23 protein-coding genes are annotated in these 26,354 nt (G+C 36.9%); 13 read left to right on the top strand and 10 right to left on the bottom strand.

What is annotated here, in order from left to right; all coding sequences use genetic code 11:
* The first annotated feature begins 131 nt into the window (after positions 1 to 131).
* On the top strand, positions 132 to 1,064 hold the full coding sequence (locus B2C77_RS13255; RefSeq protein WP_077704619.1) for an aldo/keto reductase: 933 nt from the start codon (positions 132 to 134) through the stop codon (positions 1,062 to 1,064).
* A gap of 413 nt (positions 1,065 to 1,477) precedes the next feature.
* Here the strand turns inward: B2C77_RS13255 and B2C77_RS13250 are convergent, their stop codons facing one another.
* Positions 1,478 to 2,728 carry a DNA polymerase IV gene (locus tag B2C77_RS13250; RefSeq protein ID WP_077704616.1) on the bottom strand — a complete coding sequence of 417 codons (1,251 nt, stop codon included), beginning with the start codon at positions 2,726 to 2,728 and terminating at the stop codon, positions 1,478 to 1,480.
* Positions 2,729 to 3,053: 325 nt separating this feature from the next.
* On the opposite strand from B2C77_RS13250, the gene dacB reads away from it, so the two are divergent.
* Together dacB and B2C77_RS13240 are read left to right on the top strand one after the other, a co-directional pair.
* A complete protein-coding gene (dacB, locus tag B2C77_RS13245) occupies positions 3,054 to 4,412 on the top strand; it encodes a D-alanyl-D-alanine carboxypeptidase/D-alanyl-D-alanine endopeptidase (protein ID WP_077704613.1) in 1,359 nt (452 codons plus the stop codon).
* 213 nt (positions 4,413 to 4,625) lie between these two features.
* The gene (locus B2C77_RS13240) at positions 4,626 to 6,035 is read left to right on the top strand and encodes a sodium/glutamate symporter (RefSeq protein WP_077704611.1); all 1,410 of its coding nucleotides are present in this window, start codon (positions 4,626 to 4,628) and stop codon (positions 6,033 to 6,035) included.
* Positions 6,036 to 6,145: 110 nt separating this feature from the next.
* Here B2C77_RS13240 and uraA read toward each other — a convergent pair whose 3' ends face one another.
* Together uraA and B2C77_RS13230 are read right to left on the bottom strand one after the other, a co-directional pair.
* Complete coding sequence (uraA, locus tag B2C77_RS13235; RefSeq protein WP_077704609.1) at positions 6,146 to 7,432, bottom strand: uracil permease; 1,287 nt, start codon at positions 7,430 to 7,432, stop codon at positions 6,146 to 6,148.
* A gap of 281 nt (positions 7,433 to 7,713) precedes the next feature.
* On the bottom strand, positions 7,714 to 8,214 hold the full coding sequence (locus B2C77_RS13230; protein ID WP_077704606.1) for an AMP-binding enzyme: 501 nt from the start codon (positions 8,212 to 8,214) through the stop codon (positions 7,714 to 7,716).
* Between the two features lie 353 nt (positions 8,215 to 8,567).
* On the opposite strand from B2C77_RS13230, the gene B2C77_RS13225 reads away from it, so the two are divergent.
* The 4 genes from B2C77_RS13225 (at position 8,568) to B2C77_RS13210 (ending at position 13,239) form a co-directional block, all read left to right on the top strand.
* Positions 8,568 to 9,782, top strand: coding sequence for an NAD(P)/FAD-dependent oxidoreductase (locus tag B2C77_RS13225; RefSeq protein WP_077704603.1), 1,215 nt, complete (start codon positions 8,568 to 8,570; stop codon positions 9,780 to 9,782).
* Between the two features lie 630 nt (positions 9,783 to 10,412).
* Entirely contained in the window at positions 10,413 to 11,285 is an 873-nt protein-coding gene (locus tag B2C77_RS13220; protein ID WP_077704601.1) for a VanW family protein, read from the top strand.
* Between the two features lie 218 nt (positions 11,286 to 11,503).
* The gene (locus tag B2C77_RS13215; RefSeq protein ID WP_077704598.1) at positions 11,504 to 12,733 is read left to right on the top strand and encodes an IS4 family transposase; all 1,230 of its coding nucleotides are present in this window, start codon (positions 11,504 to 11,506) and stop codon (positions 12,731 to 12,733) included.
* A 272-nt stretch (positions 12,734 to 13,005) separates the two neighbouring features.
* Positions 13,006 to 13,239, top strand: coding sequence for a hypothetical protein (locus tag B2C77_RS13210; RefSeq protein ID WP_141130723.1), 234 nt, complete (start codon positions 13,006 to 13,008; stop codon positions 13,237 to 13,239).
* Positions 13,240 to 13,620: 381 nt separating this feature from the next.
* Here the strand turns inward: B2C77_RS13210 and B2C77_RS13205 are convergent, their stop codons facing one another.
* Positions 13,621 to 14,157 (bottom strand): YceI family protein, encoded by a 537-nt coding sequence (locus B2C77_RS13205; protein WP_077704593.1) that lies wholly within the window; start codon positions 14,155 to 14,157, stop codon positions 13,621 to 13,623.
* 345 nt (positions 14,158 to 14,502) lie between these two features.
* On the opposite strand from B2C77_RS13205, the gene B2C77_RS13200 reads away from it, so the two are divergent.
* On the top strand, positions 14,503 to 16,290 hold the full coding sequence (locus B2C77_RS13200; protein ID WP_077704590.1) for a M3 family oligoendopeptidase: 1,788 nt from the start codon (positions 14,503 to 14,505) through the stop codon (positions 16,288 to 16,290).
* Between the two features lie 210 nt (positions 16,291 to 16,500).
* On the opposite strand, the gene B2C77_RS22110 is transcribed toward B2C77_RS13200, so the two are convergent.
* Together B2C77_RS22110 and B2C77_RS22105 are read right to left on the bottom strand one after the other, a co-directional pair.
* The gene (locus tag B2C77_RS22110; RefSeq protein ID WP_237342745.1) at positions 16,501 to 16,800 is read right to left on the bottom strand and encodes a hypothetical protein; all 300 of its coding nucleotides are present in this window, start codon (positions 16,798 to 16,800) and stop codon (positions 16,501 to 16,503) included.
* Between the two features lie 60 nt (positions 16,801 to 16,860).
* On the bottom strand, positions 16,861 to 17,043 hold the full coding sequence (locus tag B2C77_RS22105) for a nucleoside/nucleotide kinase family protein (RefSeq protein ID WP_237342744.1): 183 nt from the start codon (positions 17,041 to 17,043) through the stop codon (positions 16,861 to 16,863).
* A gap of 384 nt (positions 17,044 to 17,427) precedes the next feature.
* On the opposite strand from B2C77_RS22105, the gene B2C77_RS13190 reads away from it, so the two are divergent.
* From B2C77_RS13190 to B2C77_RS13170, 5 genes are all read left to right on the top strand, one after another.
* Complete coding sequence (locus B2C77_RS13190) at positions 17,428 to 18,849, top strand: hypothetical protein (protein ID WP_077706911.1); 1,422 nt, start codon at positions 17,428 to 17,430, stop codon at positions 18,847 to 18,849.
* A gap of 422 nt (positions 18,850 to 19,271) precedes the next feature.
* A complete protein-coding gene (locus tag B2C77_RS13185; RefSeq protein WP_077704587.1) occupies positions 19,272 to 21,002 on the top strand; it encodes a carbon starvation CstA family protein in 1,731 nt (576 codons plus the stop codon).
* Between the two features lie 182 nt (positions 21,003 to 21,184).
* On the top strand, positions 21,185 to 21,442 hold the full coding sequence (locus B2C77_RS13180) for a cory-CC-star protein (RefSeq protein WP_077704584.1): 258 nt from the start codon (positions 21,185 to 21,187) through the stop codon (positions 21,440 to 21,442).
* Positions 21,443 to 21,458: 16 nt separating this feature from the next.
* Positions 21,459 to 22,382 (top strand): ArsA family ATPase, encoded by a 924-nt coding sequence (locus tag B2C77_RS13175; RefSeq protein WP_077704582.1) that lies wholly within the window; start codon positions 21,459 to 21,461, stop codon positions 22,380 to 22,382.
* Positions 22,383 to 22,503: 121 nt separating this feature from the next.
* On the top strand, positions 22,504 to 23,484 hold the full coding sequence (locus B2C77_RS13170; RefSeq protein ID WP_077704579.1) for a zinc-binding dehydrogenase: 981 nt from the start codon (positions 22,504 to 22,506) through the stop codon (positions 23,482 to 23,484).
* A 37-nt stretch (positions 23,485 to 23,521) separates the two neighbouring features.
* Here B2C77_RS13170 and B2C77_RS13165 read toward each other — a convergent pair whose 3' ends face one another.
* The 4 genes from B2C77_RS13165 to spoVAE all read right to left on the bottom strand — a co-directional run bounded on the left by B2C77_RS13165 (position 23,522) and on the right by spoVAE (position 26,354).
* Positions 23,522 to 24,754: a dicarboxylate/amino acid:cation symporter gene (locus tag B2C77_RS13165; protein WP_077704577.1), complete on the bottom strand. Its 1,233-nt coding sequence runs from the start codon at positions 24,752 to 24,754 to the stop codon at positions 23,522 to 23,524.
* A gap of 157 nt (positions 24,755 to 24,911) precedes the next feature.
* A complete protein-coding gene (locus B2C77_RS13160) occupies positions 24,912 to 25,766 on the bottom strand; it encodes a DUF421 domain-containing protein (RefSeq protein ID WP_077704574.1) in 855 nt (284 codons plus the stop codon).
* A 21-nt stretch (positions 25,767 to 25,787) separates the two neighbouring features.
* A complete protein-coding gene (locus tag B2C77_RS13155; protein WP_077704571.1) occupies positions 25,788 to 25,988 on the bottom strand; it encodes a hypothetical protein in 201 nt (66 codons plus the stop codon).
* Positions 25,989 to 26,003: 15 nt separating this feature from the next.
* The gene (gene spoVAE, locus B2C77_RS13150; protein ID WP_077704569.1) at positions 26,004 to 26,354 is read right to left on the bottom strand and encodes a stage V sporulation protein AE; all 351 of its coding nucleotides are present in this window, start codon (positions 26,352 to 26,354) and stop codon (positions 26,004 to 26,006) included.

Genomic DNA, 26,354 nt, shown 5'->3' with positions numbered 1-26,354 from the left:
AAGCAACAGAGCATTAACGTAGGAAAAAACCTAGCGTTTGAGTAATTTTTGCGTTGGGATGTTTAGAGCATCTGTTTATGGTAAATTAAAGATAGTAAAGCAAATCATATGAAAAGGAGATGTTTTTACTTATGACTAAAGTTACATTAGGAAAATCAGATATCGTTGTTTATCCAATTGGGTTAGGTACCAATGCTGTCGGCGGGCATAATTTGTATCCAAATATGCTTGATGAGGAACAAGGAAAGAATGTTGTGCGTACAGCCTTAGATCAAGGAATTAATATGTTGGATACAGCGTATATTTATGGACCTAAACGCTCTGAAGAGTTAACCGGTGAAGTGATGAAAGAATATAACCGGGAAGATATCGTGCTGGCAACGAAAGGAGCGCATAAATTTGTTGGTGATGAAGTGGTCATGGATAATTCCCCAACTTTTTTGAAGCAGTCCGTCGAAGATAGTCTTCGCCGCTTGCAAACAGATTATATTGATTTATATTATATTCATTTTCCAGATCAAGATACACCAAAAGATGAGGCAGTTGGAGCGTTGAAAGAATTAAAAGATGAAGGAAAAATTCGTTCCATAGGTGTGTCTAATTTCACATTGGAACAATTGAAAGAAGCGAATAAAGATGGCTATGTAGACGTAGTGCAAGGCGAATACAATTTACTAAAACGTGAGGCAGAAGATAGCTTTTTCCCTTATACAGAAAAAAAGAACATTACTTTTATCCCTTATTTTCCACTGGAATCAGGCTTGCTTGCTGGAAAATATGCTAAAGATCAAACATTTACAGATTTACGAGCTGAAAATCCTAATTTCCAAGGTAATACATTTCATGAAAACCTTGAGAAAGTGGCGAAATTAAAACCAATTGCCGAGAAATATAACGAAGAAATTGCTCATATTGTTTTAGCATGGTATCTCACCCGTCCTTCTGTAGATGTCCTTATTCCAGGTGCCAAGCGGCCAGAACAAGTAGTTAGTAACAAACGTGCTGCTACGATTGCACTTGCCGCAGAGGATGTGCAGTTGATCAGCGATATTTTCACATCATAGGAAGGTTTGGTGGGGTATCGTATAAGTAAAACAACGGTGCTTTTTTTTATGGTCTAGGAAATTATAAAATTTAGCAGCTGTGGATAAACTTACTAAGTTATTTAGCCACGTCCGGCTCCAGCGCCCAGCAACTAGGCGACTTCACGAAATCGCCCTACGATAAGTCATCATCGGTTCGTTCCTCACCGTGATTCCTAAAACTTTAGTTGATTCGTTCCACTCGCTACGTTGCTAACCGGGCGCTTGCGCCTTTGTTCCTTAACTCTTCAGGTGTTTGAAATCTCACGAAACCATTAATAAAGGCTTAGTTGCCAGTGTGGGGGGGGGAAGTGGTGGTTTTGCATTATTGACATTCATACGCAAGTTTCTGGTGAGGTCACCTCCTCATGTTGTCAAGCATTCTTATTTCTCCATTAAGCATAGTGCCCACCAATTTTTTTGCTCCTTTCGATTGTAATGCCTGCATCTGTATAGCTGATTGCACGGAGAATGGAGGTAGGTCCATATTTTTCTCGGATCGCATCCATTGTATAGCCAATATCCTCTTTTTTCGTACGGTTTTCAAATAGGCTCAGTTGTGTATCTTGTTTCGTATATAAATTGGTTAAAGTCACATATACTCGACGAATACTACTCCTGCCATCGTAAAAACGAAAAAACAACCCCATACAAACATGATACATATCCATTGTGGCGTTAGTTGGTATAGAAATAGAAGTCGAACGGGAAAAGCCGCCCCCTGTTTCTTTTGAATAACTAATTCCAAGTTGAATGGTTTTTCCTGCCATCTGAACGGTTCTTGCTCTTCGGCATACTTCTTCGCAAAGATCCAGTATACAGACATGAACTTCTTCTTTTGCGTAATCGCGTAATAATGCAATACCATGACCAAACCCCTTTTGCTTTGTTTTCACAAAATTGCCGATGACGGGACTCAAATCAATCCCCCATGCATGCCAATATAATTGCTCTCCCATAACCCCGAAACGTTTTCGTAGTCGTTGTAAGTCAAAACGCGCGAGTTGTCCTAATGTTATAATGCCCATTCGTTCGAGATTTTTCTTCATTCTGCTTCCAATTCCCCAAATCGTTTCCACTGGAGCGGGCCACAGTTTTTGTTGTACATCCTCATATGTACATTCGGCAATGCCTTGTTTTTTTGCATGAATATCCATCACGACTTTAGCAAGAAACTTATTATCTCCAATACCAATGGAGCATGTAATGCCAAAACATTCTAGAATATCATGTTTAATCCGTTTCGCTATAGATAGACGATTTCCAAATCGCCTTTTCAATCCGTTAACAGTAACCCATACTTCATCAACAGAATATGGATGGATAGCCTCTTTTGGAACATATTGATAGAGTAATTTAGTTATTTCTGTGGATACTTCTAAATAGTCTGCCATATGTGCTGGAACAATATGTAGATCTGGAACCTTTGGTAGTTCAAAATAACGGCTGACATTACTAATTCCATATTTCTTTTTGAGTGCAGGAGAAGCAGCAAGTACAATACTACCTGAACGGTTGGGATCGCCGACAACAGCTAATAAAGTTTCCATTGGATCAAGCCCTAATTTAACCGCTTCTACACTGGCGTAGAAAGAACGCATATCGATGCATAAAACATCGTTACGGGGATAAAAGGAATAATCCATCAAACATCATCCTCATTAGAAAAACTTGGGGTTATTGCTACAGCTTTATGGTGAAAGCCTATCAACTGTAATGAAAAAGATTCTACAGTCTATAAAGAACGTTTGTTCTTATTATAAGCAGTTTTGCCCCATGTTACTAGTGGTATTTAATTCCAAACATCAACGTTTTGTTAAAAATGAAGTGCAATCTATATTTTAAAAATTATTTCAGTAAGCAGTGATAAATTTAACATGAAAAGAAGGATTGCCCTTCACCATATGGAAATAGTTATATACAAATTTACAAGCATGCGATAATAAATGATGATAAGAGGGGAAATGTCTGGTGAAAGAAAGTATAGAAGCATATATAAAGAATGAGCCAAAATTACAAGGGGCACTGATAGGTATAAGCATAAGGGCTGCAAATACCGGGAAAATGATTTATGAGCATATGGGAGATACGCGATTTCTTCCAGCCTCCAATATGAAACTACTAACAGCTGCGGCTAGTTTGAACGTTTTGGGGGAGAAGTATTGTTTTAGTACGGAGTTACGTACAGACGGAGTGATAGAAGGAGGAAAACTAAAGGGGAATTTATATGTAGTTGGTAAAGGGGATCCAACGTTATTGCCAGAAACGTATCAACGATTTGCTCAACAATTGCATGCATTAGGAATACATTTTATTGCAGGAAGTATAATTGGTGATGATACGTGGTATGATGCTGTTCGCTTGTCGCAGGATGTAATTTGGAATGATGAGACTTTTCATTATGCATCTTCCATCTCTGCACTAACTATTTCACCAGATCATCGGTACGATGCAGGAAGTGTTTATGTGAAAATATCGCCTGGAAAATATGGAGATGATGCTAAGGTAACTGTATCACCAAAAACAGCCTATATAGATGTGCTCAATACGATAAGGACAGGGAAAAAAGGGGGAGAAGAAGATGTTACCATGATAAGAGAGAGGAACGGAAATACGATTTATTTATCAGGAGAAATTCCAGAAGGTGGGGAGGGGGTGGAAGAATGGCTAGCTGTTTGGAAGCCCACTGATTACGCGCTACATATTTTTCAAGCAGCGTTAAAAAAGCAAGGAGTTCTAATAGAGGGGAGTATGTGTCGTGGGCAAGCTCCGGATAGTTCAACATTATTATATAAGCACCATTCTCCCGCTTTAAAGAAACTAATGCTTCCATTTATGAAAAATAGCAATAATACCATTGCGGAAATACTTGTAAAGGAAATGGGTAGACAAGTATACGGAGAGGGCAGCTGGGAAAAAGGTTTGCAAGTTTTAGAACGGGAAATGGACGGCATAGGAATGAATTTGGAAACAATGGTTATTCGAGACGGTTCAGGTATATCACATATAAACATGATACCTGCGAACGAAGTAACCAAGCTACTATACAAAATTCAAAAAATAGATTGGTTTAATACATATTTACATGCGTTACCACATACTGTTGCACAAGAACCATGTATGCTTGGTACACTACAAGGGCGTATGGAAAATCTTGATGTTAAGGCTAAAACAGGGACCATTTATGGTGTAAGTACGCTTTCCGGATATATGCACATAAAAAAGGGAGATAATATTATCTTCTCTCTGTTATTAAACCATTTAGTAGATGAAGACGAAGGTAAAGAGATAGAGGATCGTATTTTACACATTATAGCAAGCGCACGATAAAGTACTAGTTTGCACTTTAGTTTCATAAACGAAGGCTTTCGTCAAATCCTTATGAAGAAACGCTTTGTTTTTATATGGAGGAAAAAAGCTAAGGCAACAACTCATCGCCTGAGAAATGTCTAGAGTTTTAGCCAGATTCATAAGGTAAAAGTTTTGAAAACCATCATCTGGGGAAAAGCAATAGCACCAATAATAAAGAAGGGGGTTTTTAAAATGACAGCAAGCCAAGTTGGATTTGCTTTTTTATATGTGGCCGCTTTTTTGCTCTTAGGAAAATGGGTGCGGGTAAGAGTTGCTTGGTTGCAGAATTTATTTTTACCAGCCTCCATTATTGGAGGTTTTTTAGCTTTAATGCTTGGACCGCAAGTACTTGGGAAAATACTATATCTATTTGTAGCAGAAGACTCTTTTTGGGTGAATGGAATTTTTCCAGATCAAGTAACAGCAGTCTGGAACGATTTACCAGGATTATTCATTAACGTTGTTTTTGCTTCGCTGTTTCTTGGAACTTCCATTCCAGGTTTACGGAAAATATGGGACTATGGTGGACCACAATTAGCTTTTGGCTGGACAATTGGCTGGGGTCAGTATGTGATAGGAATTCTGTTAGCTATACTTGTATTGAGCCCCGTATTCGGTCTGCCGCCACTAACGGGCGCCCTTATTGAGGTAGCATTTGAAGGAGGGCATGGGACAGCTGCTGGTTTAGCTGGAACATTTGAAGAAATTGGCTTTGCACAAGGATATGATTTGGCAGTAGGTCTTGCTACAATTGGGATATTATCAGGCGTAATTGTCGGCATTATTTTAATTAACTGGGCGGTACGAAAAGAAAAAACACATGTAATAAAAAATGTACAAGGTTTTTCAGATTTACGAAAGCAAGGAATTATGGAATTTGAAAATCGTGATCCAGCTGCCAAAATGACTGTAAGACCAGAGTCCATTGAACCATTGTCGTTACATTTTGCTTTAGTTGGCTTAGCCGTATTAGTCGGATATCTCCTTTTACAAGCTCTCATATGGCTAGAGTCGGTTATTATTACACCGTTTACAGACTCTACCTTTATGACTTATATCCCATTATTTCCACTAGCCATGATTGGCGGGATATTTGTCCAGAAATTTTTTAATAAAATAGATAACGCACAAATTGTAGATAGAAATATGATTAATCGAATTCAAGGGTTTGCGTTAGATTTACTAATTTTAACGGCTATAGGTACAGTATCCATTGATGTAATAGGGGATTATATTGTTCCGTTTCTGTTACTAGCAATTACAGGGATATTATGGAATGCGTTGGGATTTTTAATTTTAGCACCAAGAATGATTCCCTCTTATTGGTTCGAACGTGGAATTGGTGATTTTGGGCAATCGATGGGAATTACTGCAACAGGTCTATTATTGATGCGAATTGTAGACCCTAGAAGTGAAACACCTGCTTTTGAAGGTTTCGGTTATAAGCAACTTGTATATGAACCATTTCTTGGCGGGGGACTCGTAACCGCTCTTTCTGTACCACTGATTTACCAATTTGGAGCTATTCCATTCCTGATTTTTGCAATCGTTATGTGTGTGACTGGTGCTCTGGTAGGCTTGCTATACTTTGGAAAAAGATAAACTTTCAACGGATAGGGAATAGGTAATTATATAAAAATCCGAACGAAATTGACCATGTTGGTAGTCAAAATTAGTTCGGATTTTTATTTTACAATTTAATAGGGGAAGTGCTAACCTTCATTTGACAATTTCAGTATATCCAATATTTTAAAGAAGATACTAAGGAGGATAGCGACAATTGTTGCTAGCCCCATACCTGATAAGGCAACAGAGCCAATCTGTACAGTCGTACCACTTACCCCAATTACTAATACAACGCTTGATAGGATTAAATTTTGCGAACGGTTATAATCTACGTTCGCTTCTACTAGCATGCGTAGTCCACTTGCTGCAATAATACCGAACAGTAATAAAGATATCCCTCCCATAACAGCGGTAGGAATAGAAGAAATCAGTGCTGCAAGCTTTCCTACAAACGACAATATAATAGCGAGAACTGCTGCCATACCAATAATCCATGTAGAGTACACTTTTGTGATTGCTAATACGCCGATATTTTCACCGTATGTGGTGTTAGGTGTAGAGCCGAAAAAGCTAGAAATAATGGTCGATATGCCATTACCTGCGAGTGAACGATCCAAGCCAGGGTTTTTAGCAAGATCTTTTTTCACAATATTCCCTGTTACAAATAGATGACCGATATGTTCAGGAACAAGTACAATAGCAGCTGGTAAGATGGTTAAAATAGCTCCCCAATCAAATTTCATTTGATAAAATTCCGGCATAGAAAACCAGCTTGCTTCACGAACTGCTGAAAGATCTACTAATCCAAAAAAATAGGCGATGATATACCCTGAAATAATTCCGATTAAAATCGGGATGATTTTCAAAAACCCTCGTAATGTTACCCAGCAAATAATTGTGATTAATAAAGTGAGTAAAGCTACAATAGCTGTGTCTGAGTTAATGGTCCATGATGCATCAGCTCCAACTGGTGCGATCCACCCAGCCATTTCAGCAGCAGTAGGTACAAGTTCTAATCCAATAACCGAAACAATAGCTCCCATAGCAGCAGGTGGGAAAATGATGTCAATCCACCTTGTGCCAGCAAGTTTAACGATAAAGGCGACGATGCATAGGACAACACCGACAGCTAAAAAACCACCTAATACATAGCTGTAACCCTCTCCACCAGCATATTCTGCAAGAACGGCTGTAACAGGTGAAATAAATGCAAAGCTAGAGCCTAAATAGGCAGGGATTTTCCCTTTTGTAATCAATAAGTAAATTAATGTACCAACACCATTCATCATTAATATCGTTGCTGGATTGACCCCGAATAAAATGGGAACAAGTACTGTTGAGCCAAACATGGCGAATAAATGCTGGATACTAAGTGGTAAACTCGTTAACAAAGGCAATCGTTCATCTACTTGTATTTCTTTATGTTGTGTCACGTTGTATTCCTCCTATTAACTTAACGGCTACCGTGCTGCATAAGAAAAACACCCTACCGTGTTTGTGCATGCAGGGTGCTTTATAAAAGAAAAATAAAGCTTATTTCTTTTACCAACAGAATTTTATCTGTTCCACCTTGGCAGCCTCACGGGACTGAATTAAAGGTAACCGTATCAATTTATCTTTTGTATTATCCCAATTTATCTAGCATTTGTCAACATAATTTTAGATTTTGTGTCATTTACTTACTTTATTTCAATGAAATACTGCTATTAATAATTTAAAGCCTATTTCTTAGCTCTGTTTTTAAAATTTTTCCACTAGCTGTTTTTGGCAATTCTTCTACAATAGATATGTGGATAATATAGGAATTTTCAGAATGTTGCTTGCAAAAAGAAAGGAGGCTATCTTCGGATATGGTGTTTTCTTCGTTTAAAACGACAAAAGCGTGTGCAATTTCCCCTTTTTCTTTATGCGGTATAGGGACAACCGCCACTTCCTGTATGGATGGATGTTGCTGTAAAGTTTGCTCTAAGTAGGCTGTAGATATAGCACCTGTGGAATGAGGAATGTCTTTTCTTGCTTCTTGTACATGAATATGCCCATTTTCATCTACTGTCCCTCTATCACCTGTGAAAATCCAACCATCTTCAAGTGTTTGCTGGTGTGCAGCATGTTGTAAGGCACCATTTCCTTTGACAATAATATCTCCAATTTCTTTCCCATTCGGTGCTACATCTTCCCCTTTATGATTAATTACACGGACTTCCGTTTGTTCCATAAAAAATCCCCACCTTGTTCCGTTTTTTCAGAATATACGTTATTATGAAATTATAACACAAAATGTTGAAAGCGTTTAAAAAATAAGTTTAAATAGGGATGGAGTAGGAAATAAAGTAAAAGGAGGATAACTACAAGTCACTAATACAAACTTGCCATTATTTTTAAAAGGTCAATATGTAAAAGGAGGGAGAAAAGAATCTTCTTGTGAATGGCTTAAATATGAAATATTTGTTATGATAATTATATTGTAAATGAAGGATAAGCGTGTTGATGTCATTTTATTATATTTTATTAAGAGGAGCGCTTTTTCCTACAATATAGAAGTAAGTTTATAGGAAGGTGGAAGTTTTTATGAGTCTAAATAAACCCAAAATAGTGGTGTTGGGGGCGGGTTATGCAGGGCTAACAACAACAAAACGCCTTATGCAAAAATTGTCTCCTGAACAAGCAGAAATAGTATTAGTTAACAAACATAATTATCATTATGAATCTACTTGGTTACATGAGGTTGCTGCAGGAACGATTAATCCAAATCAAGCGCGCGTTATAATTAGTGATGTTATTAATCCAAATAAAGTAAAGCTTGTCGTTGATGCTGTAACAAAAATCGATAAGGATAACCAGCGTGTCATTTTAGAAAACAGTGAATTGGATTATGATTATCTTGTTGTTGCTCTTGGATTCGAATCAAATGATTTTGGAATTAAAGGTATGGCGGAGCACGCGTTCGCTATTGAAGATATTGATTCCAGCCGTCTAATTAGTGAACACATAGAATATCAATTTGCAAAATATAATTCAGGTGAAAGTGTTGATGAGCATAGCTTGAATATTTTGGTTGGTGGTGCTGGCTTTACAGGAATAGAATTAGTTGGGGAACTTGCAGAACGTGTCCCGCAATTATGTAAAAAATACGATATTGATCGTAATAAAGTAAGAATTATTAATGTAGAAGCGGCTCCATCTATTTTACCAATGTTTGATAAAGAGTTGGTTGAATATGCGAAGAAATCATTAGAAGATCGTGGCGTAGAAATTAAGATTGGCGCGCCAATTTCAGAATGTACAGAAGAAGGGTTTATTGTAGGGGAAGACAATGAACTGATTAAGGCTGGTACAATTATTTGGACAGGCGGCGTAAAAGGAAGTTCTGTGCTAGGAAACTCTGGCTTTGAACTTACGAAAGGAAAAGTAAATGTAGATAGTGACTTACGTGTGTCTGATGAGGAAAATATTTTTGTTATAGGTGACTGTTCTTGGGTTTGGGATCATAACGCAGATCGTCCGTATCCGCCAACTGCACAATTAGCTATGCAAGAAGCGGATGTTGTAGCTGCAAACTTGGTTGCTTTATTAAACAATGAGCCATTAACCGATTTTGTCTTTAAGAGTAAAGGAACAGTTGCGTCACTTGGCCATTCAGATGGAATCGCAAATGTGTTTAATGATAATAAACTTAAAGGAAAAGCAGCAGCTGCGATGAAGAAAGTAGTAGATAATCGTTCTCTATACCTTATAGGTGGACCTAAGCTAGTACTTAAAAAAGGAAAATTTCGTCCATTTTAAGATGTTCACAGCCTAATATGATTTAAAACTTATGGGGAGGCTTACGAATATGAAAAATAAATCGTTATGTGGGATTTTCTTGGTTATTGCTTCGTTAATTGGGTATCGACTGTTAAGTGATTATATGGAAGAAACGAGAGATTTTAGGTAAAAAACAACCTCACCTATTTTAGGTGAGGTTGTTTTTTTATACTATAGGAAAGCATAAAAATTTAAAGGTTTATAGTATAAAAAATACTTAAAATAGGGGAGGTTATATATAATTTGACTTTGTCAGAAAATGTTTATTTGTATATAACTGGTTTAGGGTTAATGATCGGTATATTTTTTGATAGTATATTATATGGTATTACTAATAGGAGCTAGTGTAGGATGGTGCGTTCAATATTGGTTGTCAAATAGAAGAAGTACATAGTTATATGGAATGTATATTTACTCTTTTTTAATAGCTGACATATGGTTTTGGTTTATACTATGTAAGAGCGGCATCATGGGCTTAGGTTCATGTTGTGCAGGCAAACAATTCTATAATACCCACTGCATAATAAAACAAGTTTTTCTAATGATTACCCTTTTTTGAATGACTTGCCCTTATTTTACTTATACTATAAATGGGAGGTCGTTCTTATAATGAGGTTAGTTGCTTGTGCGTTCATATTCGTATTGTTTTTATTACCAGTTGAGAAAGTTATAGCTAATGAAGTGCAATCAGAACAAATTAAGATGAAACGTGTAGAAATTGATCAATATGCGCTAGAAAACGTAGAAAAACTTTTTATAAATGAATTAAAATTGGAAAGTTTAATGAAATACTTAAATGAAAAAGTTTACCACCCTCCAATAAATGCAAAATTAGACCGTAATGGGCAGGTTGTATCTGGAAAACCGGGGGTTACCATAGATAGAAATCAGTTTCACATTGGATTTAGAGAAGCTTTTTATAATAAAGATATCCACGAATTTCAAGTTCCTGTAAAACCGATATACCCTCGTGTAGATAAAGCGCTATTACTCGAAATTAGTCAAAAACAATTAGGTAGTTATGTTACTCATTTTAAACAATCCAATAAGGAGAGAACCACGAATATTGAACTTGCTGCCAAAGCGATAGATAGTCATGTGGTGTTTCCTGGTGAGTTATTTTCATTTAATACAGTAGTAGGGGAGAGAACAGAGGAAAAAGGATATAAGCGCGCACCAGTTATTGTTAAAGGTGAATTGGCTGAAGATATTGGCGGGGGCATTTGTCAAGTATCGTCTACTTTATTTAATGCTGTTGATTTAAAGGGAATTGAAATTGTAGAAAGGTATGCTCATAGTAAAAATGTTCCCTATGTCCCGCCAGGAAAAGATGCAACTGTAAGTTGGTGGGGACCTGATTTCAGTTTTAAAAATAAGTATAATCAACCGCTTTTACTGCGAGCGAATGTGTTGGATGAGAAATTAGTTGTTCGTGTTTATTCCTCAGATATTGTTGAACATTTCCAGAAAAATTTTAAATAGCAAACAAGCCGAACAAATAGCATTATTAGTTGTTCGGCTATGTCCTAGTCTAGGAAATTATCACTAGCGTTGCATAAACTTTTTATAAAGTAGTCAAGAAAAAACAACTCGTGTCAATACTAAGAATAATAGGAATTATCAATACAAAAACGCATAAAAAAACCTTATAATTAGGGTATGGTAGTCCTGTCCAAATCCCAAATTATAAGGAGTCTTTCATGGACAATCATACCATAAAAATGGTATTCAAGGAATACATTCATCCATTAGATACAAAAGTTATTCAAAAAATGATTGATATGGAAGGGGTAGACAAGTATGCGAAAAAGCTAGATACCATTGCCTATATTCGCTTATTTATTTACGCACAACTTAAAAAATCAGAAAATCTTGCAGTAATCAGTCAGTCTGTTTCACGCAAAAAAACGGTGCAGCGATTAGTAGGTATAGACAGTATCAGTAAGTCACAACTCTCGCGTAAGAATAGACAAATCCCACATGAAATACCAGAAGCTATTCTTCGTCATCTCATTCAAAAGGTACAGTATACACTAGGACCTGTGAAAGCAGGAAAGGCATTGCTTCAGCTGCATTTGATTGATTCATCGACTATTTCCATGTGTCTTAGTGGCTATGAATGGGCTGATTTTCGAGAAACAAAAGCCGGGATTAAAATGCACACTTCAATTAGGTTGTGCAATGATACGCTCTCGCTAGATAAGATGATTCTAACGCCAGCCCGACCAGCGGATGAGACACAGCTGGATGAATTAATTGTTTATCAGTTAGATGTGCTTCATGTATTCGATCGCGGGTACTTCAACTTTGCGAAGTTCGATGCCTATTCGGAAAAAGGAATAAAATTTGCAACGCGTATCAAAGCCAATACAGTGGTACACGTCGTGGAAGAGTTACTCGTGGATCCATCTTCTCCCATCACACGCCATGCCATGGTGACAATCGGAAACATGAAACATCCATTACAATTGATAGAGACAACAGATAGTAATGGCAAGCCTATTCGGATTGTGTGTAACGACGCCAAGCGCAGTGCGCAAGAAATCAGCGATATCTACCGAAACCGCTGGAAAATAGAGTTGTTTTTCAAATGGATCAGGCAACACTTGGTCATTACAACATTATATGGTAAGAGTGAAAATGCCGTTTATAATCAAGTCTATCTTGCAATGATTACCTTTTGCCTGATCATCCTAATGAAAAATAAAATAGGTTTCAAAGGAACCTTGCTGGAAATGTTGCGTTGGATAAAGGATGGTTACGATCAATCCATGGCAACCTTTATTTTGAAAGTACGTAAAGAACCAGAGCGAGAGTCCAGTGGACGACGAAGGTGGGACAATGAGCGAATTTTTGCAGAGACCCTAGCACAATATGAGACAGGAGACGTGTTACACTTAGATGATTTAACATACGATCCATTCGTTTAAAAGTATATACTATTCAAAAAATGGATGAAGGGCTACCTCTCATGCCTGTTGTCTTTTTTTCATTGTGTACAAATAACATATATCAGAAAATTCTGTTACATATGTCTCAAATGGAAAATTAACGCTTGACTTGAAGCATTACTTTTTATGCAACGCTAGTGAGGAAATTATCACTAGCGTTGCATAAACTTTTTATAAAGTAGTCAAGAAAAAACAACTTNGTTTATAATCAAGTCTATCTTGCAATGATTACCTTTTGCCTGATCATCCTAATGAAAAATAAAATAGGTTTCAAAGGAACCTTGCTGGAAATGTTGCGTTGGATAAAGGATGGTTACGATCAATCCATGGCAACCTTTATTTTGAAAGTACGTAAAGGACCAGAGCGAGAGTCCAGCGGACGACGAAGGTGGGACAATGAGCGAATTTTTGCAGAGACCCTAGCACAATATGAGACAGGAGACGTGTTACACTTAGATGATTTAACATACGATCCATTCGTTTAAAAGTATATACTATTCAAAAAATGGATGAAGGGCTACCTCTCATGCCTGTTGTCTTTTTTTCATTGTGTACAAATAACATATATCAGAAAATTCTGTTACATATGTCTCAAATGGAAAATTAACGCTTGACTTGAAGCATTACTTTTTATGCAACGCTAGTGGGAAATCATAAAATTTTGCAGCTGTGGATAAACTTACTAAGTTATTTATCCACGTTCGACTCCAGCGCCCAGCAACTAGGCGACTTCACGAATCGCCCTACGATAAGTCATCATTGGTTCGTGCAACACCGCCTCACCATGATTCCTAAAACTTTAGTTGATTCGTTCCACTCGCTACGTTGCTAACCGGGCGCCCCGAGCCTTTGTCCTTTATATACCATTAATCTTGTTTATGCGCCTCAATCTCGAAACTAATTTTTACATCGTCACTAAGTAAAACGCCACCAGTCTCTAAAGTTGTATTCCATGTTAGGTCAAAGTCTTTTCGGCTTATGGTAGTTTCTCCACTAAAACCGGCAACTGTATTTCCACTCATCGGATCTTTACTTTGGCCTTCAACAATAACCTCAAGGGCCACTGTTTTCGTCGTTCCTTTAAGTGTTAAATCTCCAATAACCTCATAATGGTTGTCAGATGTTTTTTTAATTTCTTTGGAAATAAATGTAGCTTTTGGATGATTTTCTACATCGAAAAAGTCAGCAGAGCGTAAATGGTCGTCCCGACCCTTATTTCTTGTATCCACACTACTTACGTCAATAGTAAGTTTAATTTCTGCATCTGTAAATTGATCTAAGTCAGCTTTGATCTCCCCGTCAAATGAAATAAAATTTCCTTTTGCTTTTGAAATCATCATATGCTTAATTGAAAAGCCAATTTCGCTATGAACGGAGTCTACATTCCAAACCGATTTCATCATAAAAACTATCCCTCCACAAATTAGTTGAATTATTATTACTTTATGTAACCTAGTGTAAAAGAGAAACTTTATATTGTCAAGTAATTGATTAGATTTCCTGCTAACAAAAAAGATTGAAAGGAGAAGTGTCTTATTTTATCTGTACCCTTAGAAGTACGTTAAAAAACGAACTAGTCTAAAGGAAATAGTCCTTTTGAGCAAGCTTTCGTTGTTTCTCATCTTCATTAAAATTGCATATTGATCTAGATTTATTCGTTCTTCAGTTATAAAATGTATGATATACCATGAAAAGTCTGGTATAATTTAATTCATAGTGAATTTTCTGAAAAAATAAGGAGGGTTTTTTTGAAACCATTAAAGGATCTGACGTGGGACTTAGAAATTATTTTCCCTGGAGGAAGTAAATCTACGAAGTTTCGAGAACATTTAACAATCGTAGATCAAGAACTTGATAAGCTGGATGCTTACATAAATCAGCTTCAACCTAAGGCTACAAAGGAAAATATTGAGGCACTAATAGATTTATGTCAGCAAATGGAAAGCACGACAAAATTGATGAGAGAGGCTTTTGCATTTATAAGTTGTTTACACGCACAGGATACAAATGATCAGCATGTACAACCTTTGCTTGGTGAGCGATCTCAATTGAATGCAAAATTTGGTGGAATACAAACAAAGCTAAAACAAAAACTTGGTGCAATAACAGAGGAAGATTGGAGCTTATTTTCACAGCATGAATCGTTACAAGAGATTATATTTGTGCTAGAAGAGTACCGAGAGCAGGCGCAAAACCTTTTACCTTTAGAACAAGAGGCCTTAATTAATGATTTAGCAAAGGATGGCTATCATGCATGGGGGCAAATGTACGATGTCATCGTTGGGAATATGGAAATTACGTTAGAAGAAAAAGGAAGTTTGCAACATTATTCGATTGGACAAGCAACCAATAAATTAACAGATCCGAATCGTCGTTTCCGTCAACACGTATTTACCAAACTATCAGCGGCTTGGGAGGAGCAAGCAGACTTATTTGGTCAAACAATAAATCATTTGGCTGGTTTTCGCTTAGAGACGTATAAGCATAGAGGCTGGGAAAATGTGCTAAAAGAACCGCTAATGATTAATCGGATGAAACAAGAAACATTAGATGCTATGTGGACAGCAATTACAAAATATAAAGGACACTTTGTCCATTATTTAAATAAGAAGGCAGAGCTTCTCGATATTGATACATTAAGTATTTATGACGTAACTGCTCCAATCAGTGAAACAGTTCAAACCTATACATACGAAGAAGGAGCCAATTTTATTGTAGATCAGTTCCGAAAATTTAGCCCTAAAATGGCTGATTTTGCAGAAATGGCGTTTGAAAAGCGTTGGATTGAAGCAGAGGATCGACCAGGTAAACGCCCTGGCGGTTTTTGTACAAGCTTTCCGCACAGTGAGCAAACGCGAATTTTTATGACGTATTCTGGAACAGCTAGTAATATTGCTACCCTAGCACATGAATTAGGGCATGCCTATCATCAGCATGTGATGAATGATGTGAATGCTTTAAATCAAAGATATGCAATGAATGTGGCAGAAACTGCTTCTACCTTTGCGGAAATGATAGTTGCCGATGCCTCTTTACAAGCAGCAACTTCAAAAGAAGAGAAAAAAGCTTTACTAGAGGATAAGATTCAACGAAGTGTTGCATTTTTTATGAATATACATGCCCGATTTTTATTTGAAACGCGTTTTTATGAGGAAAGAAAACAAGGAATAGTTTCTGTAGAGAGATTAAATCAGTTAATGGTGGAAGCTCAGAAAGAAGCATATTGTGAGACGCTTTCAGAATATGACCCTAATTTTTGGGCGTCTAAACTTCACTTTCATATTACTGGTGTACCATTTTATAATTTTCCATATACGTTCGGTTATTTATTTAGTAATGGCGTGTATGCAAAAGCTAAAAATGGAGAAGGAAGCTTTGAAGAAGCCTACATTTCTTTATTACGTGATACTGGTAGAATGACGGTGGAAGATTTAGCTAAGAAGCATTTAAATGTAGATTTAACCGAAACTGCGTTTTGGGAAGAAGCTGTACTTGAGTGCATGAAGGATGTAGATGAATTTATGAAATTAGTATAGATTGCCCTTCTATGGCTCATTTTTAATTTATAAAAAATGGAATGCATTAGGAGTTTGCAGAGAGTGACGTTTTCTGCCCCTTTTCATTTGTTATTTCTATTGAAAAACTCTGTTTGCAAATAAAGAAAAGTAATGTCAATAGGCGGCTCGTCTTCGTGGAGTTTCGTACTATTGACATTACTTTTTAAATTGTATTTATTTTCTACTTGATTAAAACTTGCTATGGTCAGGAAGTAAATGAATGCCACACATTGACGCGATTTTTTCCGCTACTTGTTCAATCGTTACATCATCTGTAACTATCCGCTGTTGAAACATATTATTGGATAGACTTTGCATACATCTATCGATTTGTTTGGCGGGCCAGGAATTGTTCCCATCACCTCTCTTGCATAACCGATTTTCTAACGTTTTCTTGGAAGCCCATAAAACAAAATGTTTCACAGTAATATTTTCATTTTTAAGTTTAACAACAATTTCTTGATAATAAGTTGGATGGACAATGGTCATAGGTACAATAATAATGCCATTATAATGATCCGCTATATATTTTAAAAAGGTGAAATTTAATTATTCACGCCAAATAGGATAATCTTGGAAGTCGTTCTTTTGCATGTTTTTTGGAATATTATCACGTATGAAAAACCCCATGTTTTCTGGGTCATACACAAATGAATTGGGGAATCTTCTATGTAACTCATAAGCAGTATGTGTTTTTCCAGAACCAAAAGCGCCGTTAATCCAAATTATCAATGAAATCACCTTTCCTCTCAAAGAAAAATTACAGCTTTCACAATTACACATCATATAGACTTGGAGAAAAGCTAAGCTTTATATACTTATACTATAGAAAAGTATAAAGTTTTAAGGTCTATAGTATAAGAAAACTACAGCTTTGCATTAAACATTTGGCGGTAAGCCAAGTTTTTCTAATGTCTCCTATATGCTTATTTCAGCCTCCTTTATATGATGGGTGTGAATTTATTCTATCACGATCATCTAGTTTTGTTTACCAAATGCGAAAGCGTATTTCATAATATATGATAGACCTCTCTTCTGTAGTTAATGAACAGAACAGAACCAAATAAGTAACGCTTGCATAGGCTGTAACACACTATTCGGAGAGGAAGGTTAATGGTGGAGCTTTCTATATCTCACTATGTGTATGGTCTGTTTACGTTGCTCATTATCATTACAATGATGATGCGAAAAGGAGTCGTTCTACCATCTTTATTGGGAACGTTTTTAATCGCATGGTTATACAAAGGAAGCATTGTTGAAGGGTTTAAAGCTATTTTTCAAGCAAATTTAGTTGCTGCTAGAGAACTTTTTAGCATTTTTTTAATTATTACGTTTATGCTTGCATTATTAAATTCATTACGGGATTTGGGAGCAGATAAACACATGATAAAACCAATACAGAAAATAATGATAAATGGACATATTTCTTTCTTTGTTTTAGTCATTGCAACATACATTATCTCTCTATTCTTTTGGCCAACACCAGCAGTTCCACTTATTTGTGCTTTACTAGTACCAGCAGCTATTCGCGTTGGCTTACCAGCAATTACTGCAGCGGTGGCTATTGCTATAGCTGGGCAAGGAATGGCTTTGTCCTCAGATTATATTGTGCAAGTTGCTCCAAGCTTATCTGCTGCTTCAGCTGGCGTACATACTACAGCAGTCGCAGAACAAGCTTTCATACTTTCCTTAATTACTGGAGCTGTTGCAGTCTGCTTAGCATATCTATTTGCTCGTAATAAGATACGTAACGCCAATAATCCCATAAACTTAGAAGATTTAGCAAGTATGCAGACTTCTCAAGATGCTCCTATTGAATCAAATAAGGAAATACAAACGAAATGGAGCAAGGTGTTTGCTGTTTTCGTACCCTTAGCATTAGCTGCAGTGGTTATTTACATGATATATGAAAAGCTTCATTCAGGAAGAATGAGCGGTTTTGAAGGCGGTGATGGAGCAGCTTTTATTGGTGGTGTATCTGTTATTTTGCTTTTGTTATCAACGTTAGCGCTTCGAAAAGAGAAAGCACTGGACTATATTACTACCCATATTACAGATGGATTTGTATTTGCCTTCAAAGCTATGGGCCCAGTGATACCAATAGCTGGATTCTTTTTTTTAGGAAGTTCAAATTTTGCAGATGCCATATTAGGCATAGGGGAAGATGCCCCAGCATTTTTGTTTGATTTAGTACAGTCCACACAGTCCTATTTACCTGAAAACCAATGGTTAGTAGCATTTAGTATTTTAATAATCGGTATGATTACTGGCTTAGATGGATCGGGTTTTTCTGGACTTCCACTAACAGGTGCTTTATCGGCTTCGTTGCCATCAAATGGCGTCGATGTGGCAACACTTGCTGCAATTGGACAGATGGGGTCTATATGGACAGGCGGAGGAGCGCTTGTTGCTTGGTCATCTCTTGTAGCGATTGCGGGATTTTGTGGTATTTCCGTCATGGAGCTTGTTAGAAAAAACTTTATCCCAGTTATCGTTGGCCTTGTGGTAGCAACAACGATGGCAGTTTGGGTATTGTGACCCGTTTTAGGGAGCAATGAATAATTTTTAGTTGATGCGCACTTGTAAAGAGTTTGGGGTACAAGCAAATACGATATAGCAAAGCCGAACAACCAAGATTATAATGGTTCTGCTTATTTGCATAATAGAAATTGATAAAACTTTAAGGGTTTACCAATAAGAAAAACGAATAGATGAAATACTTGTCGATAAGCAAAGCTTACTTCTAGGGTTACAAGAAGGTATAGGGGAATGACTTTGTTTATTTTTCAATTCATGGAGTGATGTTCCAACTCTTTTTCCCAGTACATAGGTACTAAAGGTAGTTCTATATTTTTTCAAAGTATTTTACATTTAAAATATTTTTAGATAAAACGTACTAAATTAAAGCGTTTGCGCATAAAGGTTAACAAGATCGTTTTCATAAAAAAAGGGGGGAATGTATGTCTGGTATATTGGTAGCTGTTATTGGTATCGTTGTTTTTGCATTAGGATATCGGTATTATTCGAAATTTGTAGCTGAGAAAATTTTTCGATTAGACCCAAACTATGTTACACCCGCGCATCAATATAAAGATGGGGTAGACTTTGTTCCGACAAATAAGTTCGTATTATGGGGGCATCACTTTACTTCAGTTGCTGGAGCAGCGCCTATTTTGGGACCTGCTATAGCTGTATACTGGGGATGGTTACCAGCATTTTTATGGGTTATTCTAGGAACTGTATTTGCCGCAGGGGTTCATGATTTTGGGACACTCGTATTATCTGTACGAAATAAAGGTCAATCTGTTGGTACATTAGCTCATCGCCTGATCGGTCAACGAGCTAAAATATTGTTTTTATTTATTATTTTAATTCTTGTACTTATGGTGAATGCGGTGTTTGCTTGGGTTATTTCTAACTTATTTATCTCTTATCCAGCAAGTGTTCTACCTGTATTTATCCAAATTCCTTTAGCTATTTGGATTGGGTATGCTGTATACAAACGAAATATCAAAATGCTTCTACCATCTGTTATTGCATTAGCGGTCATGTATCTTGTAGCTGTATTATCAAGCAAGATAGAATGGATGCAAATTGACCTTGTGCAATGGATGGGGGGAGAAGGCAACACGGGTATATTTGGATTAGGCGCAGTCTCCTCAGCGTTCTTTATTTGGATTATTATATTGCTGGTGTATGTATATATTGCTTCCACACTTCCTGTTTGGCAATTGTTGCAACCAAGAGACTTTATTAACTCCCATCAGCTTGTTGTTGGGTTAGGAATTTTATATGTAGGACTAATTTTTACAAATCCAGAAATGACTGCACCTGTGACAAATGCTAACGCAGACACACCGTGGATTCCACTCCTATTTATTACGATTGCTTGTGGAGCTATATCAGGGTTTCATGGTCTTGTTTCCTCGGGGACATCTTCCAAACAATTAGATAAAGAAACAGATGCCCGTTTTGTTGGTTATGCTGGAGCTGTTGGCGAAGGGATTTTAGCACTAGTATCCATCATTGCTGTAGCGACATTTTTTGCAAGTACTGCGGATTTTTCAGCTGTTTATCATAGTTTTGCATCTGCAAATGCAAGTGGTTTAGGTGTTTTCGTAGAAGGAGCAGCTGTATTAGCGGGAGGATTAGGTATACCGATTGATATTGCGGTAACGATCGTTTCCATCATTGTTGTTAGTTTTGCAGCAACAACATTAGATACATCCGTTCGGCTTATGCGATATATTATTGGGGAGTTAGGTACGGAATATAAACTCCCAGTATTAACAAAAACGCATGTTGCTACGTCTATAGCTGTTTTATCGAGTGCTGCACTTGTTTTACTCCCACAAGGTCCTAAAGGTTTTGGCTCAGGGGGCTATCAATTATGGCCATTGTTTGGAACAGCAAATCAATTACTAGCAGCAATTAGTTTAATGCTTATTGCCGTATGGTTAAAGCGGTTAGGGAGAAATTATGCCGTGGTAATTATTCCTATGATATTTGTTATGGTGATGACATTATATGCTATGTTTCAACAAGTATTATTTGAGTGGTCCTGGACTGGAACAGAACCGAACACTTTATTATTTGTATTAGGATCTATCATTTTTGTGTTTGCGATTTGGATTATTATAACTGCTTTTTCTGTATTACGAGGGGATACAGATCAAAATCTAGATAACTAGTTCATAAACCATGGAAAAGGGATCTAAGGAAGGTCCCTTTTCATTATCTGTGCGTATTAGGAAAGTATAAAGATTTCTAGGTTTTATAGTATAAGCAAAACGACGTCGTTCTTCCGCCATAAGACTTGGCGACAGCCAAGTTTTTCTAAAAAATAAATCGTGCTATTGGAAGGGGAGATATCATGATCGAGCAAATAAAGAAGCTTATTCAATATTATGAAGAAGTAATCAGTCTACCTCATCGTCAGGAAATTGCTCGTGAGTTGAGGCATGAGGACGATATTTTCTTGCTCTTACTTTACTCAGAGATGATTGGAATTCCAAATCCAGTATATTATTATACACTAGAGTTATACCCTTATATGCTAGAAAAATTTCACGATTGGCATTTACGAATGGGAATGGAAAAATCGCCGTTATCTGGCATTCGTTGCTGTTAATAAAGGAGTGATTATATTGGAGGAACTGCATAAAAAGATTGCTTTTATTGGTGGGAAAGGAGGGGTGGGAAAATCAACTTCCGCTGCGGCTTTAGCATGGAAGCGCGCAAAAGAAGGTCGAAAAACTTTGCTTGTTTCTACTGATCCCGCCCATAATTTGGGAGATATTTTTGAAGAGAATATTGGAGGGAGGATTAAAAAAGTTAGTTCACATTTAGATGTACTTGAAATTGATCCTGAACAAGAAACGACGGCTTATATTAATAGTGTAAAGGAAAATATGAAAGGGATTGTTCAACCATCTATGATAAATGAAGTAAATCGCCAATTGGATACGGCTAAAGCATCACCTGGGGCTGATGAAGCTGCATTATTCAATAAGCTTATCTCTATCATTATCGAGGAACATCAACATTATGATCAATGTATTATTGATACAGCTCCAACGGGACACACGATTCGATTGTTAACTTTGCCGGAATTAATGGGTATTTGGATAGACGGATTATTACAACGTAGAAAGAAAACGAATGAAAACTATACGCAATTACTAAATGATGGGGAGCCAATAGAAGATCCTATTTATCATGTACTTGAGGGTAGGAAAGGAAGATTTGCAAAAGCAAGAGAATTGCTACTAGATGATGAACGAACAGGCTTTATTTTTGTGGTTAATCCAGAAAGTTTATCTATAACTGAAACGGATAAGGCTATTCGATTGCTGCATCAACATGAAATCTATGTAAAAAACATCATTGTTAATAAACTATTACCAGAACAAGTAGACGGAAATTTTTTTGCAAAACGAAAACAAATGGAGCAAACTTACGTACAAAAAATAGAAGCCATATTTAAGGAACAAAAAAAATGGTATGTTCCATTGTTTCATCATGATATTATGGATAAGAGGCAGTTAGAAACGTTTAGTGCTTTTTTCTAAAGGGAAAATTTTTAGCATAAAGGGGCTGAACGGGTTCGTTTGATATCTGAATCCCCAATATTCATTATTAAAAAAAGGAAGTGTTTTTGGTTATAAACTTAACAGGAAAGGTGGAATTTTTATGAAAACCTTTGTTCATGAAAATGATACATTACAGGTAACGCAAATGAATGATCCGAAGCCAAAAGAAAATGAGGTAATTGTTCGCCTGAAAATGGCTGGTCTCAACCGACGTGACTTATATATTCCAAATCGTAGAAAAGGGCAGATAGAGCCATTAATTTTAGGATCAGACGGAGCCGGCGTAATTGAAGAGGTAGGACAAGCTGTTAAAAACGTGGCTATCGGTGATGAGGTAATTATTAATCCTGCTTTAGGCTGGTTTGAGAATGCGGATGCTCCTCCTCAAGGTTTTGAAATTTTAGGCATGCCAGATCACGGTACATTTGCAGAAAAAATAGCTATTCCTTCTTATCAAGTGGAGAAAAAGCCAGCTCATTTAACATGGGAAGAAGCGAGTGTTCTTGCATTATCTGGGTTAACAGCATATCGTGCATTGTTTACAAAAGGGCAAGTAAATACAGACGATACCATATTTATACCTGGTGCAGGAAGTGGAGTGGCAACCTATTTAATCCAATTTGCAAAAAATATTGGCGCAAGAATTATTGTGAGTTCGCGGAGTGAAGAAAAGCTGAGAAAAGCTCAATCGATTGGAGCGGATAGGGGAGTGCTCCATGATGAAGATTGGCAACATAAATTAGCTGATGAGAAGATCGATTTGGTCATTGACAGTGTTGGTAGAGCAACATTTCAGCGCTCGTTGGACGTTTTGAAAAAGGGTGGGAAGATGGTCGTGTTCGGTGCAACAACAGAGGATACAGTGGAGTTAGATTTACGCACCTTTTTCTATGGACAGTACCAGTTACTAGGTTCGACAATGGGATGTAAGCAAGAGTTAGAAGCAATGCTAGCGCATGTCGAACAGTATCAAATGCAACCTGTAGTGGATTCCACTTACAAATTAGATGATATGCAACAGGCTTTTCATTATTTAAAAGGTAATGGACAATTTGGGAAGATCGCTATTGATATATGTTAGAAAAACTTGGCTTATCGCCAAGTTTTTCTAATAATAATTATGCAACGTCCGTTTTTTCGATCCAATCTTTTCCTTCTAGATGTCTGGTTACAAGCATGCTGGATACGGTATCTCCTGTAACGTTTACCATTGTAGCAGGAGGATCAATTACAACACCTATAGCTGAAATAATTGGTAAAGCTTCCATTGGTAATGAGTAAAGCGTAATAATCATCATTTCACCCATAAATCCACCACCTGGAATACCACTCATTACAATACCAGATAATAAACAGATGCCGATTGCGGTTAAAAAGGTGTCAATTCCTGTGAAGTCCAAGTTAAACACACCGAAAACAAAAGCAATTTTTAGCATTGCAGACAAACACGATCCGTCCATATGTATGGTTGCACCAAGAGGCATAATGGTTTCTCGAATATCTTTTGGTACGCCAATTCGTTTTGCTGCCTGTAAATTAGCAGGTAATGAAGCAACACTACTTCCAGTACCAAGAGATGTTGCAGCAGGAGCAAGAATGTTTTTCCAAAAGCGACTAACACCTGTTTTGCCACCAGCAATAAATGCATATAAGGTGAACCCGATAGCAAAATATAAAACAGATACAGGATAGTAGACGATAACTGCTTTCGCATAGTCACCGATTAAATCGGCGCCAAACTCCCCAACTAACGAAGCGAAATAAGCACCTAGTCCAATTGGTGCATAGTACATGATAAGCTGAATAATTTTCATAAACACTTCGGCGCCACTTGTTAAGAAAGAAGTAAAGGCTTTCCCTCTTTCACCAGTTAGCCCTGTTGCGACACCAACTAATACAGAAAAAACAATAAGTGCGAGCATATTATTACGTGAAAATAAATCGATAAAGTCGGAAACAGTGAATGTCTGAACTAATTGTTCTGAGAAATTCATTTCTTCTGTCACTTCATCAGGTTGTACAAGTGGAATATCTACGCCAGAACCTGGTTGGAAAATAACAGTGGCAATTAGCATGAACACAGCAGCAATGATTCCTGTAACAACAAATACAGTTAACATCGAGCCCATAATTTTACCAAGACGTTTCATGCTATCCATGCTTGCAATTGCAGAGGAAATAGTAAAGAAAACGAGAGGCATGACAATCATAAATAGTAAATTAATAAATAAATCGCCCAACGGTCTAATGACTGTAGCATCTTCGCCATAGTAAAGCCCAATTATAGAACCGATCATTATCGAAATAAGTAAGATAATTGGAAAGCGGTAAGCTTTAATTTTATCTTTCATGTTCGTTCATTCCTTTTCATTTAGTAAAATAGGATAGCTCCTCTATTTTACACGAAAATGGAAAAGAACAAAAGGGAAGAAGCGCTGTTTTAATAGGGATCTGTGGTTCTCTACAATTCCATTTTAAAGGACATCTACATCTCTAGGTTACCATCTATTATAAGTATGGTTGAATCAGTTCAATGGCATGCTTTAATTTTTTGCTATTTCGTTCATATAAAGCTTTGCTTTGTTTGTTTTCTGTAGCTAAAGCAAATAGTTCTAAATCTGCCTGACATTTTTTCATATTTGCTAAAAGGAGTGCCTTTTCAGTTGGTTGAGGAACACTGATTTTATCATCGTATAAATCAAGGTACAATTGTCCATTATTATCTGCTTGAGCGAGAAACACATTTTCAATGCTTACATTTTGTTTATCTAATTCTGTTTCCAACCAATTCATATTTAAAGCTAAATTAGCAAGTGGTTCCAATAAAACTTCTCCATCCATAATAATGGTTTGCGGTTCTTTTTCAGGCGCTAATTTTAACCCAAGATCCTTGGCTGTTAGTGGGCGATTTTCTCTTTTAGGCAATACATTTAATGTTCCAGAGGGCTCAAGCACTGCAAATTCTACATCAGATGCGAGGAACACACCATTGTCTCTTAACTTTCCTAGTAAATCATCCGTTGAATATCCTTCTTTTTTTAGATTGTCCTCCATAACTTTTCCGTCTTGAATAAAAACGGTACTTTTCCCCTCTGTAAGATCGCGAAAACGTTTACTTTTAAGAGAAATATATTCAACAGCAAAAGGGACAATAAACCAAATAGACATGGATAAAAGAGCATAAATTATATTACTTGTTGGATCTATCGTATGTATTGCTACGATTCCACCTAGCACAATTCCAGTAATATATTCGAAAACGTTTAATTGTGATAATTGCTTCTTTCCTAGCCACTTTGTCATGAAAAAAAGAATGATCAACAGTGAAAATGACCGAATGATAATGATAATCCATTCTGGCATAAACAGCCTCCTTTCCAAGTTTTATTTATATTGTGGTTCTTCTTTCGATAATTGGATGACTTGATGTCGCAATTCGTTCTTAATTTCAGTAATAATTCGTTCTGCTTCCGTCAATTTTATTTGTTGTTCTTGTTCATTTGTTTTAGCTGTTAGCAGTTGTAAGGAGGCTTCCACACTTTTGATTGCTGAGTAGCAGCCTTTTACTTGTGCACCAATTGTCATAGTGTAACGACCTCCTTATCCTTTTGGTTTAAAAATTAGTGCGCCAATGACCCCGAAAATAATTGCGGCTGAAATTCCTGCACTTGTTACTTCAAACATTCCCGTCACAACACCAACTAAACCGTGTGTTTCTGCTTCTGCCATAGCACCATGAACGAGTGAATTACCAAAGCTAGTAATTGGTACAGTTGCACCTGCTCCGGCAAAGTCAATTAATGGTTCATAGAGGCCGAACCCATCTAGAATGGCACCGGTAACAACTAAAATGGATAAAGTTTGTCCAGGATTTAATTTAAAAATGTCAAACAGTAATTGGCCAATAACACAGATAAAACCACCAATTACGAAAGCCCAAAAAAAGATCAT

It is taken from the genome of Virgibacillus dokdonensis, assembly GCF_900166595.1.
Taxonomy (GTDB): domain Bacteria; phylum Bacillota; class Bacilli; order Bacillales; family Amphibacillaceae; genus Virgibacillus; species Virgibacillus dokdonensis.
This window is presented reverse-complemented; position numbering and strand designations above follow the sequence as displayed.

Coding starts and splice junctions, on each gene's coding strand:
- B2C77_RS13165 (WP_077704577.1), bottom strand. CDS start 24,754: ATGAAAGATAAAATTAAAGCTTACCGCTTTCCAATTATCTTACTTATT.
- B2C77_RS13180 (WP_077704584.1), top strand. CDS start 21,185: ATGATCGAGCAAATAAAGAAGCTTATTCAATATTATGAAGAAGTAATC.
- B2C77_RS13240 (WP_077704611.1), top strand. CDS start 4,626: ATGACAGCAAGCCAAGTTGGATTTGCTTTTTTATATGTGGCCGCTTTT.
- spoVAE (WP_077704569.1), bottom strand. CDS start 26,354: ATGATCTTTTTTTGGGCTTTCGTAATTGGTGGTTTTATCTGTGTTATT.
- B2C77_RS13155 (WP_077704571.1), bottom strand. CDS start 25,988: ATGACAATTGGTGCACAAGTAAAAGGCTGCTACTCAGCAATCAAAAGT.
- B2C77_RS13185 (WP_077704587.1), top strand. CDS start 19,272: ATGTCTGGTATATTGGTAGCTGTTATTGGTATCGTTGTTTTTGCATTA.
- B2C77_RS13220 (WP_077704601.1), top strand. CDS start 10,413: ATGAGGTTAGTTGCTTGTGCGTTCATATTCGTATTGTTTTTATTACCA.
- B2C77_RS13215 (WP_077704598.1), top strand. CDS start 11,504: ATGGACAATCATACCATAAAAATGGTATTCAAGGAATACATTCATCCA.
- B2C77_RS13170 (WP_077704579.1), top strand. CDS start 22,504: ATGAAAACCTTTGTTCATGAAAATGATACATTACAGGTAACGCAAATG.
- B2C77_RS13210 (WP_141130723.1), top strand. CDS start 13,006: ATGAAAAATAAAATAGGTTTCAAAGGAACCTTGCTGGAAATGTTGCGT.
- B2C77_RS13255 (WP_077704619.1), top strand. CDS start 132: ATGACTAAAGTTACATTAGGAAAATCAGATATCGTTGTTTATCCAATT.
- B2C77_RS13160 (WP_077704574.1), bottom strand. CDS start 25,766: ATGCCAGAATGGATTATCATTATCATTCGGTCATTTTCACTGTTGATC.
- B2C77_RS13225 (WP_077704603.1), top strand. CDS start 8,568: ATGAGTCTAAATAAACCCAAAATAGTGGTGTTGGGGGCGGGTTATGCA.
- B2C77_RS22110 (WP_237342745.1), bottom strand. CDS start 16,800: ATGACCATTGTCCATCCAACTTATTATCAAGAAATTGTTGTTAAACTT.
- B2C77_RS13230 (WP_077704606.1), bottom strand. CDS start 8,214: ATGGAACAAACGGAAGTCCGTGTAATTAATCATAAAGGGGAAGATGTA.
- B2C77_RS13205 (WP_077704593.1), bottom strand. CDS start 14,157: ATGATGAAATCGGTTTGGAATGTAGACTCCGTTCATAGCGAAATTGGC.
- B2C77_RS13250 (WP_077704616.1), bottom strand. CDS start 2,728: ATGGATTATTCCTTTTATCCCCGTAACGATGTTTTATGCATCGATATG.